This window comes from Rhizobium bangladeshense (assembly GCF_001662075.1).
GTDB lineage: Bacteria > Pseudomonadota > Alphaproteobacteria > Rhizobiales > Rhizobiaceae > Rhizobium > Rhizobium bangladeshense_B.
Genome location: NZ_LYPL01000015.1, coordinates 34695 through 51486 on the forward strand (window position 1 = coordinate 34695; position 16792 = coordinate 51486).

Annotated in this window: 11 protein-coding genes; 6 read left to right on the top strand and 5 right to left on the bottom strand. The window is 61.5% G+C overall.

The features are described 5' to 3' along the window. Positions 1–144: 144 nt before the first annotated feature. Entirely contained in the window at positions 145–1188 is a 1044-nt protein-coding gene (locus A7X77_RS24950; protein WP_064685523.1) for a magnesium and cobalt transport protein CorA, read from the top strand. A 98-nt stretch (positions 1189–1286) separates the two neighbouring features. Here the strand turns inward: A7X77_RS24950 and A7X77_RS24955 are convergent, their stop codons facing one another. Genes A7X77_RS24955 through A7X77_RS24965 form a run of 3 tightly spaced genes read right to left on the bottom strand, consistent with a single transcriptional unit; the run spans position 1287 to position 3393 of the window. After that, positions 1287–2060 (bottom strand): phosphotransferase enzyme family protein, encoded by a 774-nt coding sequence (locus A7X77_RS24955; protein WP_064685524.1) that lies wholly within the window; start codon positions 2058–2060, stop codon positions 1287–1289. Positions 2061–2084: 24 nt separating this feature from the next. Continuing rightward, positions 2085–2966 (bottom strand): MBL fold metallo-hydrolase, encoded by an 882-nt coding sequence (locus A7X77_RS24960; protein WP_064685525.1) that lies wholly within the window; start codon positions 2964–2966, stop codon positions 2085–2087. Between the two features lie 49 nt (positions 2967–3015). Next, entirely contained in the window at positions 3016–3393 is a 378-nt protein-coding gene (locus A7X77_RS24965; protein WP_064685526.1) for a hypothetical protein, read from the bottom strand. Between the two features lie 109 nt (positions 3394–3502). Between A7X77_RS24965 and A7X77_RS24970 the strand changes: the two genes are divergently transcribed. From A7X77_RS24970 to glgB, 4 genes are all read left to right on the top strand, one after another. Then, on the top strand, positions 3503–4516 hold the full coding sequence (locus A7X77_RS24970) for a YwqG family protein (protein ID WP_064685527.1): 1014 nt from the start codon (positions 3503–3505) through the stop codon (positions 4514–4516). Positions 4517–4634: 118 nt separating this feature from the next. After that, positions 4635–7862 carry an alpha-1,4-glucan--maltose-1-phosphate maltosyltransferase gene (locus A7X77_RS24975; protein WP_064685528.1) on the top strand — a complete coding sequence of 1076 codons (3228 nt, stop codon included), beginning with the start codon at positions 4635–4637 and terminating at the stop codon, positions 7860–7862. Beyond that, positions 7863–11144: a maltose alpha-D-glucosyltransferase gene (gene treS, locus A7X77_RS24980; RefSeq protein WP_064685529.1), complete on the top strand. Its 3282-nt coding sequence runs from the start codon at positions 7863–7865 to the stop codon at positions 11142–11144. Further along, a complete protein-coding gene (gene glgB / locus A7X77_RS24985) occupies positions 11141–13351 on the top strand; it encodes a 1,4-alpha-glucan branching protein GlgB (RefSeq protein WP_064685530.1) in 2211 nt (736 codons plus the stop codon). The genes treS and glgB overlap by 4 nt, the downstream gene beginning before the upstream one ends. 7 nt (positions 13352–13358) lie before the next feature. On the opposite strand, the gene A7X77_RS24990 is transcribed toward glgB, so the two are convergent. Beyond that, complete coding sequence (locus A7X77_RS24990; RefSeq protein ID WP_064685531.1) at positions 13359–14987, bottom strand: thiamine pyrophosphate-dependent enzyme; 1629 nt, start codon at positions 14985–14987, stop codon at positions 13359–13361. After that, a complete protein-coding gene (locus tag A7X77_RS24995) occupies positions 14984–16159 on the bottom strand; it encodes an amino acid aminotransferase (protein ID WP_064685532.1) in 1176 nt (391 codons plus the stop codon). Before A7X77_RS24995 ends, A7X77_RS24990 begins: the two co-directional genes overlap by 4 nt. Before the next feature lie 155 nt (positions 16160–16314). Between A7X77_RS24995 and A7X77_RS25000 the strand changes: the two genes are divergently transcribed. Beyond that, positions 16315–16782, top strand: a complete 468-nt coding sequence (locus A7X77_RS25000; protein WP_064685533.1) for an Lrp/AsnC family transcriptional regulator — start codon at positions 16315–16317, stop codon at positions 16780–16782. Positions 16783–16792: the final 10 nt, after the last annotated feature.

Here is a 16792-nt window from a genome sequence, read left to right on the forward strand (position 1 = left end):
GCGGCCGTGAGGGCAGGAGGCCGGTCAGCCACCCCACGCCAAGGCAGATGAATGTTTTACGAAATAGCATTATGATCGGCGCGGCGCCTGATGGGCGTTTCCTGCGGATGTATGATCTGCGCGGGAGTGGAAGGAGGGCAGGATTTGGAGCGGCTGATGGATCCGGACAGTGTTTCTCCGCATGCCGGCAGCGGCTCTGCATCGCCGCCGCATGAGCGGCGGGGCGTGGTGGCTGCCGCCGTATATCAGCACGGGCAGCGCATTCGCGACATCAGGATAGAAGAAGCCGGCGAATGGCGCAGCCGCGAGAATGCCATCGTCTGGATCGGCCTGCATGAGCCGGATGAAGTGCTGCTGCACCAGGTGCAGGCCGAGTTCAATCTCCATCCGCTGGCGATCGAGGATGCGGCGCAGCCCCATCAGCGCCCGAAGCTGGAGATTTACGGGGATGCGATGTTCATCGTCGCCCGCACCGCCCATATGAAGGATGGCGAGATCATCTTCGGCGAAACGCATCTGTTCGTCGGCCGCGGCTATGTCGTCTCCGTTCGCCATGGAGAGTCCTCTTCCTACCTGGCAGTCAGGCAGCGATGCGAGGCGACGCCTGCCGCGCTTGCTCATGGCGAGAACTACATCCTTTATTCCATCCTCGATTTCATCGTCGACAACTACATGCCCGTCATCGAGGTCGTGCAGGAGGAGGTCGAGAAGCTCGAGGATCTGGTGCTGCGCGAACAGTTGGAAAAATCCGACATCGAACGGCTTTACCTGTTGCGGCGCAAGCTCTTGCGGCTGCGCAACGCCGTGGTGCCGCTGGTGGATGTCTGCCGGCGGTACGAGCACATCGACCTGCCCGGCATGGATCCGACGCTGCAGTCGCTGTTTCGCGATGTGACCGATCACGTGCGCCGGGTTCAGGAAGATATCGACGCGCTGCGCGAGGTGCTGGCCTTCGCCTTCGAGGCGAGCGTCATGATCGGCCAGACGGAACAGACCGCGATCGCCCGCAAGCTCGCCGCCTGGGCGGCGATCCTCGCCGTCCCGACCGCCATCGCCGGCATCTACGGCATGAATTTTGACGACATGCCGGAACTGAAATTCCAGTACGGCTATTTTGCAGTGCTCGGCGTGATCGGCGGCCTTTGCCTCAGCCTGTTCACCTTCTTCCGTCGGAAGAAGTGGCTTTAAAGCATGTCGCGCAAAAGTGTGCAGCGGGTTTGCGGCAACGACATGCGCGAAAATAAAGAGCTAAAGCGCAGGGAGCGAAAGATCGCGACGCGCTTTAGTCAGGACAGCCCATTCAAAAGCCGATCCCGGTGCATGCCGACATAGCCGATGTCTTTCAGATAGAGGCGTGCGTCTCCCGCCGAGACATCCTCGGCAAAGGTCTCGTCTCCGGCTGCGGCACTTGCCAGCATGAAATCGACAAGGGCTTGAAGCCGCCTGCAGATCATCTCCGGAAGCCGGCGGCGTTCTTCGACCGTCGCTCCATAGGCGGTGCAGAAGATTTCCGTCCGCCGCAGCTGCTCGTCGAGACCAAATACGACAGCCGGGTTGGCGGGATCGGAGAGGGGCGCCCAGCGATAGACCGCATAGGCGAGATCCCACAGGCGTGGCGCGGGATGGGCGGTGTCGAAGTCGATGATTCCGACAGCCTCGTGATCTACGGTGGCGACGTTATAGGGCGCAAAGTCCGCGTGACAGACGATCTCCCGCGGCTCCTGCGGCGGCAGCATCCATGCCTTGATCTCGCCATCCGCTTCCAGAAAACCTTCAGAGGCCGAATGAAACTCGCTCAAAAGCCTCGCTGCCGATATCAGCATGCGCTCCGATCCGACAAAGGGATCGCGGAGGTCTTCGCAGACGCGCCCGGTGACGTAGCTGACGACTTCCTCGCCTTCGGCTGATATCGCGATGGGCTCCGGTGCCGCGCGGAAGCCTCTATTCCTGAGATGGCGCAAGAACCGATGCACCGTCGGCGTCCATGCGCCTGATGGTCTGATCACGCTATCGCCGTCGCGCCAGATCTGCCCGGTCCGTCCGCCCTCCAACAATTTCACGTCCTGGCCTCCCCTTTGCGACAGCTATGCGGATTTCCGTTTTTCGATATGAGCCTGAACCGTGGCGGCGAGATTTGTCTCATGGCAGTTCCGATAAAACGCGAAACTGTCCGAAGACATGTCCTCCGGAATGGCGACGAGGTCTTCGAGCCTGAACCCACTGGTACTGCCGAGTTGAGCGTCCGCGAGCCGGCTCTCGCTCAGGGATCCGACACGATCGGCCAGGGTCTCGAAATAGGCGAGGTTCTTATCAACCGTCGATGGAGAGGACGTCCTGCCATGCGCAGGGATAACCAGCCTCGCATCAAGGTCACGGATACGCTCGAGCGAGGAGCGGATCAGGCGAAGATCATCTGCACTTCTGCTCCAGACCTCGGGAATGGGATATTCAACCGCGTCGACGGCGAGGCAGATGCACAACTCGGGAATCCAGACGGCGAGATGGTCGGGCGTGTGTCCCGGCGTGTGAATGAGTTCGAGCGTCAGATCGCCACCGTTCAGAGCCATCGAGCCGGAGAAAGTGATGTCGGGGCCGATGAGCTGCACAGCGCTAAACCGCGATTCCTCGCCGGCCTTGTCCGTCAGGACCTGCTGTGTCGCGGGATCGCGCAGACGGTCGAGTGCTGCGGCATGCGCGATGATGGGAGCACGCCCTGCAATGGCGGCGTTTCCCCAGAAGTGATCCCAATCCATATGCGAATTGACGACGATCAGCCCACGGGCCTCGGCCTTTTCCTCCAACAGATCCAGTGCCGCCCGGCAAAGCTCAGGGGTGCCGAGCGTATCGATCAGGACGTTGAACCTGTCGGTTCTGACAAACACGGCATCCACCTCGTCTCCTGCCCTGACGATCACGATCCGCTCGTCGAGTCCGGGATAGGAGCACAATTCTATCGATGGGTTCACGTCCGGTGGCCTTTGTATAATCGCGAGAATTTCATCAATATCTCAAATGTTAGCCTGCTTCCTCTACGGACGGGGCAGGTTTCCGCTCCACCGGTACATGCACATCCCACCGCTTCATCACGCCGTTCGGCACGGCGGCTGAGCATATCACCGTCACACTGGCTTTCGAGCGGCCGAGGCTTTTCGGCATCCATTGAGCCAGAAGCGGCACAGCGCAACGAGGAACCAGCACCTTCGCATTGGGTTCCAGCACGTCCCACTGCTCAAGTCTTTTGGCGTTCTCCTGCGCGATAAAGCGTCTGGCCTCCTCACGGATTTCGAACAGGCCGTGCTTGTCTGGTGTCGAGCGATCGGTCTCGATGCTCCAGGAGGCGACGCATGCAGCGCAAGCCGACAGTGCGATCGTGAGGAGTATGGATCGAAGCATTGATGCGCTCTCAACCGCCCGATAGGTTCCGGATTTGAACAGTCAGGGAATCTTTTAGCGCATGGCGGCAATATCTCTACCCGCAAATCGTGAGGCCCTTTTTCTCTCCTTGTACGAAACCGATCTGCCTGATGGCGTCATTTTCCGTCTCGTCGCGCAGGCGCGACCCGCCATTCTCCTGGCCACGGCTGAGAGCGACGAGGATGCGATTTCGCTCGGAGCATCCAAGATCGGCGGCCGGCCCGATCTGCCGCGCGGGAGCGCGTGGCCGACAAGACCGCCTTATCCGGATGCAGGTCAGAGAGCCGAGGGACATCGCAAGGAAGCCGACCGTCTTCTCGCGGATTCCAGAAAGCCGCGCTCCTGGATGACGCCGGAACAGGGCGAACGCTTCAGCCGCGAATATAGGGCGAAGGCCGATGCCATCGAAGCGGAATTCCCGCTGGCCTTCTTTGCTCAGGTCGATCTTTTCGAACTCAGCAAGGAAGAAGGGTTCGACCCGGCCTTTCCCAGCGAAGGCCGCCTGCTGGTATTTTATGATTTCTGGGAGCAGCCGGAAGATTTTACCCCCGAGGCTTCGGTGGGGTGGCAGGTAATATGGGACAAGACGCCTCGTGCCGAACTCGTCCGAGTGCCATTCCCCGCAGCGCTGTCTTCGATTTCTTCAGATGAATGGACATGCATTTTTCGAGCCGCGCGCATATCGGCGCGAACCGTTCTGACGCCGATCCCGCCCAACGAAAAATCGTGGGATGCCTTTCCGCTCGATGACGACGAGGCGCTCGAAGCCTATCAGGAATGGCTGGAGCAGTTCGGCACGCCCGATGCGATCGATCGCGACAATCATCAATTCGGCGGCTTCCCGCAAACGCTGCAGAACGGCCTCCAGGCCTGCAGTCAGCTGGCCGCCAATGGTGTGAACTGTGGCAGGGGGGAGGCCTGGGAAACGGATGCCGCAAAGGAGCTGCTGAAATCCGCCGGCGATTGGCAGCTCGTCCTCCAGATCGGTGTCGACCGCCATGCGGGCATCCCGCAACCGGGCGCCTATTACGTGATCATGCGCAAGGAAGATATCGCCGCGCGCCGGTTCGATAGGGCGCGCGTAACCTACCAATGTGATTGAGCGGAACCTGGCATCCGATGCCGGCAGCGACGCCCATACAGCCGTGAATTGACGGGTTGAGTGGAACAACCTCCGCCAAAGGAAGTTTGCCTCAAAAGCAAACGCGAGGCGGCGGCCGATGTTACTCTCTGTGAAACAGGGTGCACTCAGCACCCCACCCCGGATTTATTATGTCAATCCGCTGCTCCTCCAAGGGGCCGATGCATGGCGAGAGGTTTTCGACCATGCGGCGGATATCGGTTTCGACCATGTGCTGACGGCGCCCCTTTTTAACAGGGGCGGGGAATGCAGCGTCTTTTCCTCTCAAGACTTTGATCGCCTCGATCCTGAACTGCAGCTCGAAAGCGCGGTTGCGGATGGAGTGTCGCGGCTGGCGGAGGTCGCCGGCAAGAGTGGCGTCGGCTTGATGATGGACCTGATGCTCGACGGGAAAGCGCGGGACCCACAAGCGAGCTATCACCCCCTCGACCCCCGGCGCTCGCCGTTCGACCCGCCGGAGCCGATGACCACGGTGGGGGCGGAGCAGCAGTCGCATTTGCTGGTGGAATGGACCGAGCGGCTGCAGCGCCTGTCCGACGCCGGCCTCTCCGGGTATAGGGTGCTCGGCATCGATCGGGCGGCACCGGCCTTTTTCAAATCGCTGATTGCGGGCGTGCGAGAGAAGGCCGAGGTGCAATTCTTCGCCTGGACGCCCGGCACTGATTTTGCGGTGAGAAGCGCCATCGCCGATGCGGGTTTCGCGGGATGTTTTTCATCGATGGCCTGGTGGGATCTCGACGAGAGATGGTTCATCGAGGAGCATCGTACCCAGGAGCCGCTCGGCTGGCAGATCGCCTTTCCCGAGCCGCCTTTCGCCAAGCGTATCGCGCATGGGACCGAGAGCCGCGAAATCCTCGAGCGGCGCGCCATCAGAGCGCTGCGGCTTGCCGCTTCGCTCGGCGGCGGCCTCATGGTTCCCATGGGTTTCGAATATGGTGCGGCGACGCCGCTTGATCCCACGCACGGCGATGGCTCGGGCTTGCGCAAGCTCCGTCATGATCTCGCCTTCGACATCTCATCCGAGATCCGTCTTGCTAACAGCGAGATCGGCAAGGCCGGCAAGGCGCGGGCTCCGTCGCTTCGCCTGATCCGCAATGCCAGCGGGCCGGTTTCGGTGCTTGTCCAATCCGAGGCGCAGGATCTTCGCAGCGCGTCCGATGTGCGCTTCATCCTGCTCAACCGGGACCTCAGGCGAAGCGCGCCTGCGCCGGTGACGGCGCTTCGCGAGGCCGCCTCCGGTTTTCTACCCGTCGCCGCCGATGGCGCGGCCCTGCGTCTGCGGGCAGGCGAGACCCGGGTGATTGAAGGCAAGGCGCCGGAGCCGATCATATCCAGGCCCGCCCTCGAGGTCGAGCAGGCGACGGCGTCGGCGCGGCTTGCCATCGAAAACATCATGCCGCGGGTTGATGACGGACGCTTTCCTGTCAAACGCGTGGTCGGCGAGACCGTCACCGTCGAGGCGGATATATTCGCCGATGGCCACGACCCGCTCGCAGCCGTCCTGCTCTGGCGGCCGCATGACGCCATGGCGGATTGGAACGAGACGCCGATGCAACTGGTCGAGAACGACCGCTGGCGGGCCGAATTCCTGCTGGAGCGCATGGGGCGCTACGAATTCGCCGTCGAGGCGTGGAAGAACCCGTTCGCGATCTTCCGTTACGAGCTGACCAAGAAGAACGATGCGAGACTGGACCTGAAGCTGGAGCTCCAGGAGGGATTAAACCTCGTTCGTGCAGCGAAGGCGCAAGCGCCGGCAGCGCTCGGCGCCCATTTGCAGGCTCTGATCGACAATCTCGAAAAGGCTTCCGATCCCGAGCGCACGGCGATCCTGCTCGATCCAGAGACATCCGAGCTGATGAACAAGGCTGACAGGCGGCCATTCCGGCTGCGCTCGACGGCAAGCGCCGTCGATGCGGAACGCAAGGAGGCGGCCTTCGCCAGCTGGTACCAGATCTTCCCGCGTTCGCAGAGCGGCGATCCGAACCGGCATGGCACCTTCGACGACGTCATTCCGAGGCTGGCCGATATTCGCGGCATGGGCTTCGACGTGCTCTACTTCCCGCCCATTCACCCGATCGGCTCGACCAACCGCAAGGGGCGCAACAACAGCCTGAAGGCCGCACCCGGCGATCCCGGAAGCCCCTATGCTATCGGCTCGGAAGATGGCGGCCATGACGCCATCCATCCCGAGCTCGGCGATTTCGAGGATTTCGGCCGGCTGGTCGAGGAGGCGGGCCGGCATGGGTTGGAGATTGCACTCGACCTCGCCATCCAGGCCTCGCCGGATCACCCCTGGCTGACGGAGCATCCCGGCTGGTTCGACTGGCGCCCCGACGGCACAATCAAATATGCCGAGAACCCGCCGAAGAAATACGAAGATATCGTTAATGTCGATTTCTACACGAAGGACGCCTTGCCTTCCCTATGGGTGGAGCTGAGGGATATCGTCCAGCTCTGGGTCGACCAAGGCGTCAAGCTGTTTCGCGTCGACAATCCGCATACCAAGCCTTTTCCGTTCTGGGAATGGCTGATCGGCGATATCAGGGCGCGCCATCCCGATGTCGTCTTCCTTTCGGAAGCCTTCACCAAGCCGAAGGTGATGTACCGGCTGGCGAAGATCGGCTTCTCCCAGTCCTACACCTACTTCACCTGGCGCAACGCCAAATGGGAGCTCGAGCAATATATGCGCGAGCTGACCGAGACGGCGCCGAAGGAATTCTTCCGCCCGCACTTCTTCGTCAACACCCATGACATCAACCCGGATTTTCTGCAGAACGCGCCACGCCCGGCCTTCCTGATCCGCGCCGCACTCGCCGCCACCCTGTCGGGATTGTGGGGTGTCTATAATGGTTTCGAACTGTGCGAAGGGCGCCCCGATGCCAAGCGCAAGGAATATGCCGACAGCGAGAAATACGAAATCCGCGCCTGGGACTACGACCGGCCGGGCAACATCATTGCCGAAATCAGGATGCTCAACCGCATCCGGAACGAAAACATTGCGCTGCATTCGCATCTCGGGCTGACGCTGCTCCCCGCCTGGAATGACAACATCCTGTTCTTCGAGAAGGCGAGCCGTGCGCGCGACAATGTTTTGCTGATCGCGATCAACCTCGATCCCCATAATTTTCAGCAGAGCGACGTCGAGCTGCCGCTCTGGAAGTGGTCGCTCGGGGACGGCGGCGCGCTCGACGCCGAGGATCTGGTCGGCGGGCATCGTTTCAGGTGGAACGGCAAACGGCAGACTATCAGTCTCAATCCTCACATTCTGCCCTTTGCGATCTGGCGCGTTCGCGCAGCGGAGGCATGAATGGACACGATGAACACCGGTAACACCGAGCCGCTGCTCTGGTACAAGGATGCGATCATCTACCAGCTGCACATCAAGTCGTTCTACGACGCCAATGGCGATGGCGTCGGCGATTTTGCCGGTCTGCACGCCAAGCTCGATCATATCGCGGCGCTCGGCGTCAACGCCATCTGGCTTCTGCCTTTCTTTCCCTCGCCGCGACGCGACGACGGCTATGACATCGCCGACTACGGCAATGTCAGCTCCGACTATGGGACGCTGGAGGATTTCAGGGCCTTCGTCGACGCCGCCCACCAGCGCAATATCCGCGTCATCATCGAACTCGTCATCAACCACACCTCCGACCAGCATCCCTGGTTCCAGCGCGCCCGCCAGGCGCCGGCAGGTTCACCCGAGCGCGATTTCTATGTCTGGTCGGATAGCGATCAGAAATTCCCGGAAACGCGCATCATCTTCCTCGACACGGAAAAATCCAACTGGACATGGGATGCGGTGGCCGGCGCCTATTACTGGCACCGCTTCTATTCCCACCAGCCGGACCTCAACTTCGACAGCCCGCTTGTCATGGAGGAACTGCTGAAGGTGATGCGCTTCTGGCTGGAGACCGGCATTGACGGCTTTCGTCTTGACGCGATCCCCTATCTCGTCGAGCGCGAGGCGACGATCAACGAAAACCTGCCGGAAACCCACGGGATCCTCAAGCGCATCCGCGCCGCCCTCGATGCCACTCATCCCGGCGTGATGCTGCTGGCCGAAGCCAACCAGTGGCCGGAGGATACGCGCGAATATTTCGGCGACGGCGACGAATGCCATATGGCCTTCCACTTCCCGCTAATGCCGCGCATGTACATGGCGATCGCCAAGGAGGATCGGTTCCCGATCACCGATATCCTGCGCCAGACGCCGGAAATTCCCGAGAATTGCCAGTGGGCGATCTTCCTGCGCAACCACGACGAGCTGACGCTCGAAATGGTGACCGATGCCGAGCGCGATTATCTCTGGGAGACCTATGCCTCCGACAAGCGCGCCCGCATCAACCTCGGCATCAGACGCCGCCTGGCGCCGCTGATGGAGCGCGACCGCCGCCGCATCGAGCTGATGAACGCGCTTCTTCTCTCGATGCCGGGAACGCCCGTCATCTATTACGGCGACGAGATCGGCATGGGCGACAATATCTATCTCGGCGACCGGGATGGGGTGCGGACGCCGATGCAATGGTCGCCGGACCGCAATGGCGGTTTTTCTCGGACGGACCCGGCGCGCCTTGTGCTGCCGTTGATCGCCGATCCGCTCTATGGCTTCGAGGCCGTCAACGTCGAGGCGCAGAGCACCGACGCGCATTCGCTGCTCAACTGGACGCGCAAGATGCTGGCATTGCGCGGCCGCCATCCGGCCTTCGGGCGCGGCTCGCTGCGCTTCCTCTCGCCGGAGAACCGCAAGATCCTCGCCTATCTGAGGGAATATCAAGGCGAGACGCTGATGTGCGTCGCAAACCTCTCGCGACTGCCTCAGGCGGTGGAGCTCGACCTGTCGAGCTTTGAAGGCCGCGTGCCGATCGAACTGACCGGTATGTCGCCCTTTCCGCCGATCGGCCAATTGACCTATCTCCTGACGCTGCCGCCCTATGGCTTCTTCTGGTTCCAGCTGGAGGCCGATGCCGATCCGCCGGCCTGGCGCACGGCGCCACCCGAACAGCTTCCCGATTTCGTGACGATGGTCATTCGCCGCGGGTTGCTCGATCTCGTCGACGAGCCCGGGCATGCGCGCGTCCTCAGCAATGAAATCCTCCCCGCCTATCTTACCAGGCGGCGCTGGTTTGGGGCGAAGGACCAGCCGCTGCAGACGGCGAGGCTGATCTCCGCGACGCCGATCCCCTTTGCCGACGGCGTCGTGCTCGGCGAGCTGGAGGTCGTGCTGCCGAACCACAGCGAATCCTATCAGCTGCCGCTGACGGTCGCCTGGGACGATGCGCAGCCGTCAGCGTTGACCCAGCAGCTGGCGCTTGCGCGCGTGCGCCAGGGCAGGCGCGTCGGCTTCCTGACAGATGGATTTGCCGTCGAGCCGATGGCGCGCGGCATCCTTCGCGGGCTCGCCGACCGCTCGCGCATCACCGGCCGCACCGGCACGCTGGAATTTTTCGGCACGGAACGGCTCGACCGTCTCGCCATCACCGACGATCTGCCGGTCCATTGGCTCTCGGCCGAACAATCGAACAGCTCGCTGATCGTCGGCGACGTCGCGATGATCAAGCTGATCAGACACATCTTTCCCGGCATCCATCCGGAAGTCGAGATGACCCGCTTTCTCACCCGTGTCGGCTACGACCACACGGCGCCGCTGCTTGGCGAGGTCGCGCATACCGATTCCGGCGGGCGCCGCTCGACATTGATCATCGTCCAGGGTGCGGTCCGCAACCAGGGCGACGCCTGGAATTGGATGCTGAACAATCTGCGCCGTGCCGCCGACGAGCTCGTACTGAACGACCCGGCCGTCCAACCGGGCGACGACGTCTTCCGTTCGTTGATCAGCTTCGTTGCGATGGTGGGCCTGAGACTGGGCGAGTTGCATGTCGTGCTTGCCGGAGAAAATACGGATGAGGCCTTTAGCCCGGTCGTCGCCGGCGATGGTGAAGTCGAGGCGATCAAAAAGGCAGTTGCCGGCGAGGTCGCCTATGCGCTGTCGAAGCTCGCCGAACGCGCGGTGGGCGCGGATCCGGCGATCGACCTGCTCGCGGCCCCGCTTCTCGAGCGCCGCTCCGAACTGGTCGAACTCGCCGCGACGCTGGCGGAGAATGCTCGCCATGCGCTGATGACGCGCACCCATGGCGACTTCCATCTGGGCCAGATCCTGGTCAGCGAGGGCGATGCCGTCATCATCGACTTCGAGGGCGAGCCGACGAAAAATCTGGCCGAGCGCCGCGCCAAGACGGTTCCCTTGCGCGACGTCGCCGGCCTGCTCAGGTCGCTGAGCTATCTCGTCGCCACCGCCCAGCTCGATAATGACGCTGTCACCCAACACGAAAACGAGGTCCGCCGCGACGCCATCGCCCGTTTCGGACGCAATGCCGAGGCGGTCTTTATCGATGCCTATTGGCGGGCGGTGTCGGCGTCGAATGCGCTTGCCATGCCGCCCGATCAACGTCGGAGGCTTCTTGATGCCTTTCTTCTCGAAAAGGCCGCCTACGAGATTGCCTATGAGGCCCGCAACAGGCCGAAATGGCTGCCGATCCCGCTCGCCGGCCTTACCGACATCGTATCGCGCTTAGCGGGGGTTCATGCATGAATATCGAACGTTCGGAACTTCTCTCAGGCATCGGACACGATGCGCTCTGGGCCTTGATCGAGGGGCGCCATGGCGATCCATTCTCGATCCTCGGACCGCACGAGAGTGGCGGGATGACGATCGTGCGCGTCTATCTGCCAGGCGCCGAAGCGATCGATCTCATCGAGGCGGCGAGCGGCAGGGTGGTAACGCCTTTCAGCATCGCTCACCCCTCCGGCCTGTTCGCCGCGACGACGGGTTCGAGAATGGGATACCGGTTGCGGATCCAATGGCCGGATGGGGAACAGGTCACGGAGGACCCCTACAGCTTCGGTCTTCTGCTCGGGGAGCTCGACCTTCACCTGATATCCGAGGGGACCCATTACAGCCTGAGCCGGACGCTCGGCGCCGTGGCGATGTCGGTTGATGACATACCGGGCGTTCGTTTCGCCGTCTGGGCGCCGAATGCGCGACGTGTCTCGGTCGTCGGCGACTTCAACGCTTGGGACGGACGCCGCAATCCGATGCGACTGAGGCAATCGGCGGGCGTATGGGAGCTGTTCGTCCCACGTCTCGCCCCCGGTGAAAGATACAAGTTCGAGATCATCGACGCGCAGGGAACCTGCCTGCCGCAAAAGGCCGATCCCGTCGCGCGGGCAAGCGAGGCTGCCCCGGCCACCGCCTCCATCGTTGCATCGTCGACGCCGTTTCGATGGACCGATGACGGTTGGATGAAAGGCCGCGACCGGCAGGCCAGACTCGAAGACGCGATCTCCGTATACGAAGTGCACGCCGGCTCCTGGCTTCGCGACCGGCAGGACAGCAACAGCTATCTCGATTGGGCCGAGCTCAGCCAGCGGCTTGTTCCCTATGTCCGCGACATGGGATTTACCCATATCGAATTACTGCCGATCATGGAGCATCCCTTCGGCGGCTCCTGGGGATACCAGCCGCTCGGGCTGTTTGCCCCGACCGGTCGATACGGAACTCCGGAAGATTTCGCCTATTTCGTCGACCGATGTCATGGCGCCGGTATCGGTGTCATCCTCGATTGGGTCCCGGCTCACTTTCCCACCGACGTCTGGGGCCTTGCCCGCTTCGATGGCAGTGCGCTCTACGAGCACGAGGACCCGCGCGAAGGTTTTCATCGAGACTGGAATACGATGATCTACAATCTCGGCCGGAACGAAGTGAAAGGCTTTCTGATCGCCAGCGCGCTCGAATGGCTCGAGCGCTACCATGTCGACGGGTTGCGCGTCGACGCGGTCGCCTCGATGCTCTATCGCGACTATAGCCGCAACGAGGGTGAATGGATCCCCAACCGGTATGGCGGTCGTGAAAACCTGGAGGCGGTGGAGTTCTTCAAGCACCTGAACAGCATTGTTCACGAACGTTGCCCGCACGCCATGACCATCGCGGAGGAATCGACGGCCTGGCCGGGTGTGACCAAGCCGCCGGAAGAGGGCGGGTTGGGCTTCGATATCAAATGGAACATGGGCTGGATGCACGACAGCCTGAGTTATATCGAGAAGGATCCCGTCTACCGGAGCTATCACCACGGCACGATGACCTTCGGCATGATCTATGCCTATTCCGAGCGCTTCATGCTGCCGATTTCCCATGACGAGGTGGTCTACGGGAAGGGCGCTCTGCTGGCGAAGATGCCGGGCGACGACTGGCAGAAATTCGCCAATCTGCGTAGTTATCTCGCCTTCATGTGGGGCCATCCCGGCAAGAAGCTGCTGTTCATGGGAAGCGAAGTCGCCCAGCCGAGCGAATGGAACCATGATGCTTCGGTCAGCTGGGACGTGCTCGACCGGCCGGCGCATATCGGCATCCAGCGCCTGGTGAAGGATCTGAACACGTTTTACCGCGACAAGCCGGCATTGCAGTTCGGCGATTTTCATCCCGAGGGCTTCGAATGGGCGGCTGCCGATGACGCTGTCAATTCCGTTCTCGGCATGCTCCGTTATGGCAAGGACCGCTCTTCATCGGTGCTCGTCCTATCGAATTTCACGCCGGTGCCGCGTTACGGCTATAGGATCGGCGTGCCTGACGATGGCGTGTGGATCGAGCGGATCACGACGGATGCGCAGGAATATGGCGGCTCCGGCCTCGTCAATGGCGCGCTGTCGAGTGAATCCGTGCCGGCCCACGGCAGGTCTTTCTCCTTGTCGTTGACGCTGCCGCCGCTGGCGACGGTTTTTTTCGAGGGGCCGTCCCCGTGACAGGGATTTATTCGGCGTGCGGCGCCGGATGAATGAAAGGCCAAGGGCTCGCCTCGGATCCTTTTTCAATCGGAACCTCGATGAGAACAGGTTGCTCGAGAGAAAGGGCTTCCTCGATCCTGTTTTTCAATTCTCCGGGGCTCGTCACCTTGAATGACCGGATGCCGAAGCTTTCGCCGAGGGCGACAAAATCAGGATTGGTGAGGTCCGAACCGAGATAGCGACCTTCGTACGCCTGCTTCTGGTCGCGCAGGACATTGCCATAGGCCGAATTGTTGAAAACGACGGCGACGACGGCGATCTTGTGCTGGACGGCGGTGGCAAGCTCCTGAACGCCGAACATGAAGCCGCCATCGCCGGAAACGGAAACAACCGATTTGTCGGGATTGGCGACCTTCACGCCCAAGGCCGTGTTGAAGCCAAAACCCAGATTGTCCTGATAGCCGCATGTCACGTACTGACGTGGGCCATAGACCGGGAAGGCAAAGCGGGCGGCAAAGCCCATCTGGCTGACTTCCTCGACGAAGAAACCGTCTCTTGGAAGAGCCTCGCGAATGGCGTCGAGATAGGCAAGCTGCGGCTGCACGTGTGAGAAACGGGATCTGGCCTCGTTGTTGAGTTCGGCGAACTCGCTGGTGCGATCCTCGCGACGGGAACCTGCGAGCGCATTGACCAGCGCCTGCGTTCCGGCCGCGGCATCGGCGACGATGCCGACATCGGGCTTGAGACGAACCATTTCGGTCGGATCGTTATCGATGCGGATGATCTTGAGACCCTTGGGAAGCCACTTCCATCGCATGAACTGCAATTCGAGCCGGCTGCCGATCCCGATCAGAACATCGACCTTCTTCCAATATTCGTAGGCGGCGACGAAGTTCAGATAATTCGGATGGTCGTCGGCGACGATGCCCTTGCCGGAGCGATGCGAGGTGACGGGCGACTGCAGCAGTTCCGCAAGGACGGCAATCTCGGCCCCGGCATCTGCCGCACCGCCGCCGACCATGATCATCGGATTCCTGGCGCCTGATAACAGTGCCGCTGCGGCAGCGATCCGGTCGGGGTTGACGGCCGGATGAGGCGCGCTCGCGCCGATGGGAAGATCGAGATCGGGGCCGGATTGGCCAAACACGTCCCATGGCGCTTCGATCGCGCCCGGGCCCTTGCGGCCGGAAAGCATCTTGCCGATGACCTCGGCCATTACAGAGCCGGTCTCGGACTGGTGATTGATACGCTCCGCCGTCTTGGTAATTCCGCGCATCGTCGCGAGCTGGTCGGGCAATTCGTGCAACTGTCCTCTGCCTTGGCCGATCAGGTGGGACATGATGTTGCCGGTGATGCAGAGCACCGGGGCGTGGGCGCCGTAAGCGGTGCAGAGGGCAGCGCCGGAATTGAGAAGGCCGGGGCCGGGGACAACGGTATAGGCGCCGATCCGGCCGGTGGATTTGGCATAGCCGTAGGCCATGTATCCGGCGCCCTGTTCGTGCCTTGTGTGAATGAACCGAATCTTGTCACTGGCGCCGTAGAGGGCATCGTTGAAATCATACATGTGGGCGCCCGGGATGCCGAACACCGTGTCGATCCCATGGGCGACGAGCGAACGGGCGATCGCCTGGCCGGTCGTTTCTTTCCCGCTCATTTCAGGCAGCCTTCGGCGCGAAGTGCGGTGACGATGGCGCCGGCATCGGTTGGCTGCATGCCTGCAAGGTTCATACGGCCGGAAGCGGCCATATAGATGCCGTGTCTGGCACGGAGGGCTGCGGCCGTTTCCCTGGACATGGAAAGATTGGAGAACAGGCCGCGCTGCCGGCTGATGAAGGCAAGATCGGGAGCGGCGGCGGCAAGTGCTGCGCGGTTGCCGTTGACGCGTTCGCACATCTCGTCGAGTTCGGCACGCCACATCGCCGACATTTCGGGACTTTCGAGAATGGTCCTGACGACGGCCGCCCCATGATCGGGCGGCATCGACCAGTTCACGCGGGCAAGTGCGGCCATGTTGCTCTCGGCCTTGCCGATGTCATCGTTGTTGCGGGTCATGACATAGAGCGCGCCGACACGCTCGCGGTAGAGGCCGAAATTCTTGTCGCAGGAATAGGCGATCAGCGCCTCGTCGACCGCGTCGAGGATCATGCGTGTCGGTGCGGCGTCCTGTTCGAGACCGTCGCCAAGCCCCTGATAGGCAAGATCGATAAAGGGCACCAGCCTGCGCGCAACCAGAAGCTCGGCAATCTGCCGCCACTGCTCGATGGTGAAATCGATCCCGGTCGGATTATGGCAGCACCCGTGGAAGAGGACGACATCGCCTTCCGCAGCGGAAGACAGGGCATCGACGACGCTGTCGAATTTGACTTGCTGTAACGTCAGGTCGACGAAGGCGTAGTCCTTTACGGCCAAACGCGCCGAGCTGAAGATCGGCGCATGATTTGGCCAGCTCGGCGTCCCGAGCAGAACCTTTGCCGATGGATTTGCCGTCTGGATGAGTTCCGCGCCGAGACGCAGCGCGCCGCTTCCGCCCGGCGTCTGAATGCCGACCAGGCGGCGATCGAATTTCGGCGATTTTCCGAAGACAATCGGCTGCAGCAGGTGCACGAACTGCAGATCGCCTTCCGGGCCGAGATATTTCTTGCTGTCCTGCGTTTCGAGAAGGAACTGCTCCGCCGCCTTCACGGCGCGCATCACCGGCGTACGCCCCATGGTGTCGCGATAGACGCCGACGCCGAGGTCAATCTTTCCGGTGCGATCGTCGGCCTGAAAGGCCTTGATAAGTGCAAGCAGGCTGTCGGCTGGCCGGTTATTCAATTGGTCAAACACAAGTCCACCTCGTTTCCGTAACGCTGGGTCGGAGATTAACTGAACTTCTCCGGCGAATTTCTGCGATTATCTTCCCATTTCAGCACTTTTACGCAGACAATCGGCGCCTTTCGGCTACAATGCGCAGAAATTCACCGCATTTCGGATCTGTGGCCATGCTTGACCAATTCGATATCAAATTGCTCGCCGCCCTCCAACAAGACAGCGAAGTGACGCAGAGCGAGTTGTCTCAGAAGGTCAATCTCTCCGCCACCCAATGTGCACGCCGTTTGGAAAGGCTGCGCAACGAGCAGTACATTCAGAATGTCGTGGCCATACTCAATCCTGCAAAGTTGGGCTTCAGCGTTGTCGCTCATACGCTTGTCAGCCTCAGAGCCCATACGGAGGGGGGAAACGAGCGGCTCCATCGTTTCATTGAAACCGCGCCGGAGATCCTGGAATGCTATTCGCAGACGGGTGACGCCGATTTTCTGATGAAGGTCATGACGCGTGACCTCGATCACCTCAGCCAGTTTCTCGAAAGAATGATCCGGGTCACCGACAATCTGGCCTCGGTCAAGTCGAGCATCGTCCTGAAAACTATCAAGAAGACCACTGCTTTGCCGCTGCAGATCGTGACGTAAGAGCGTTACG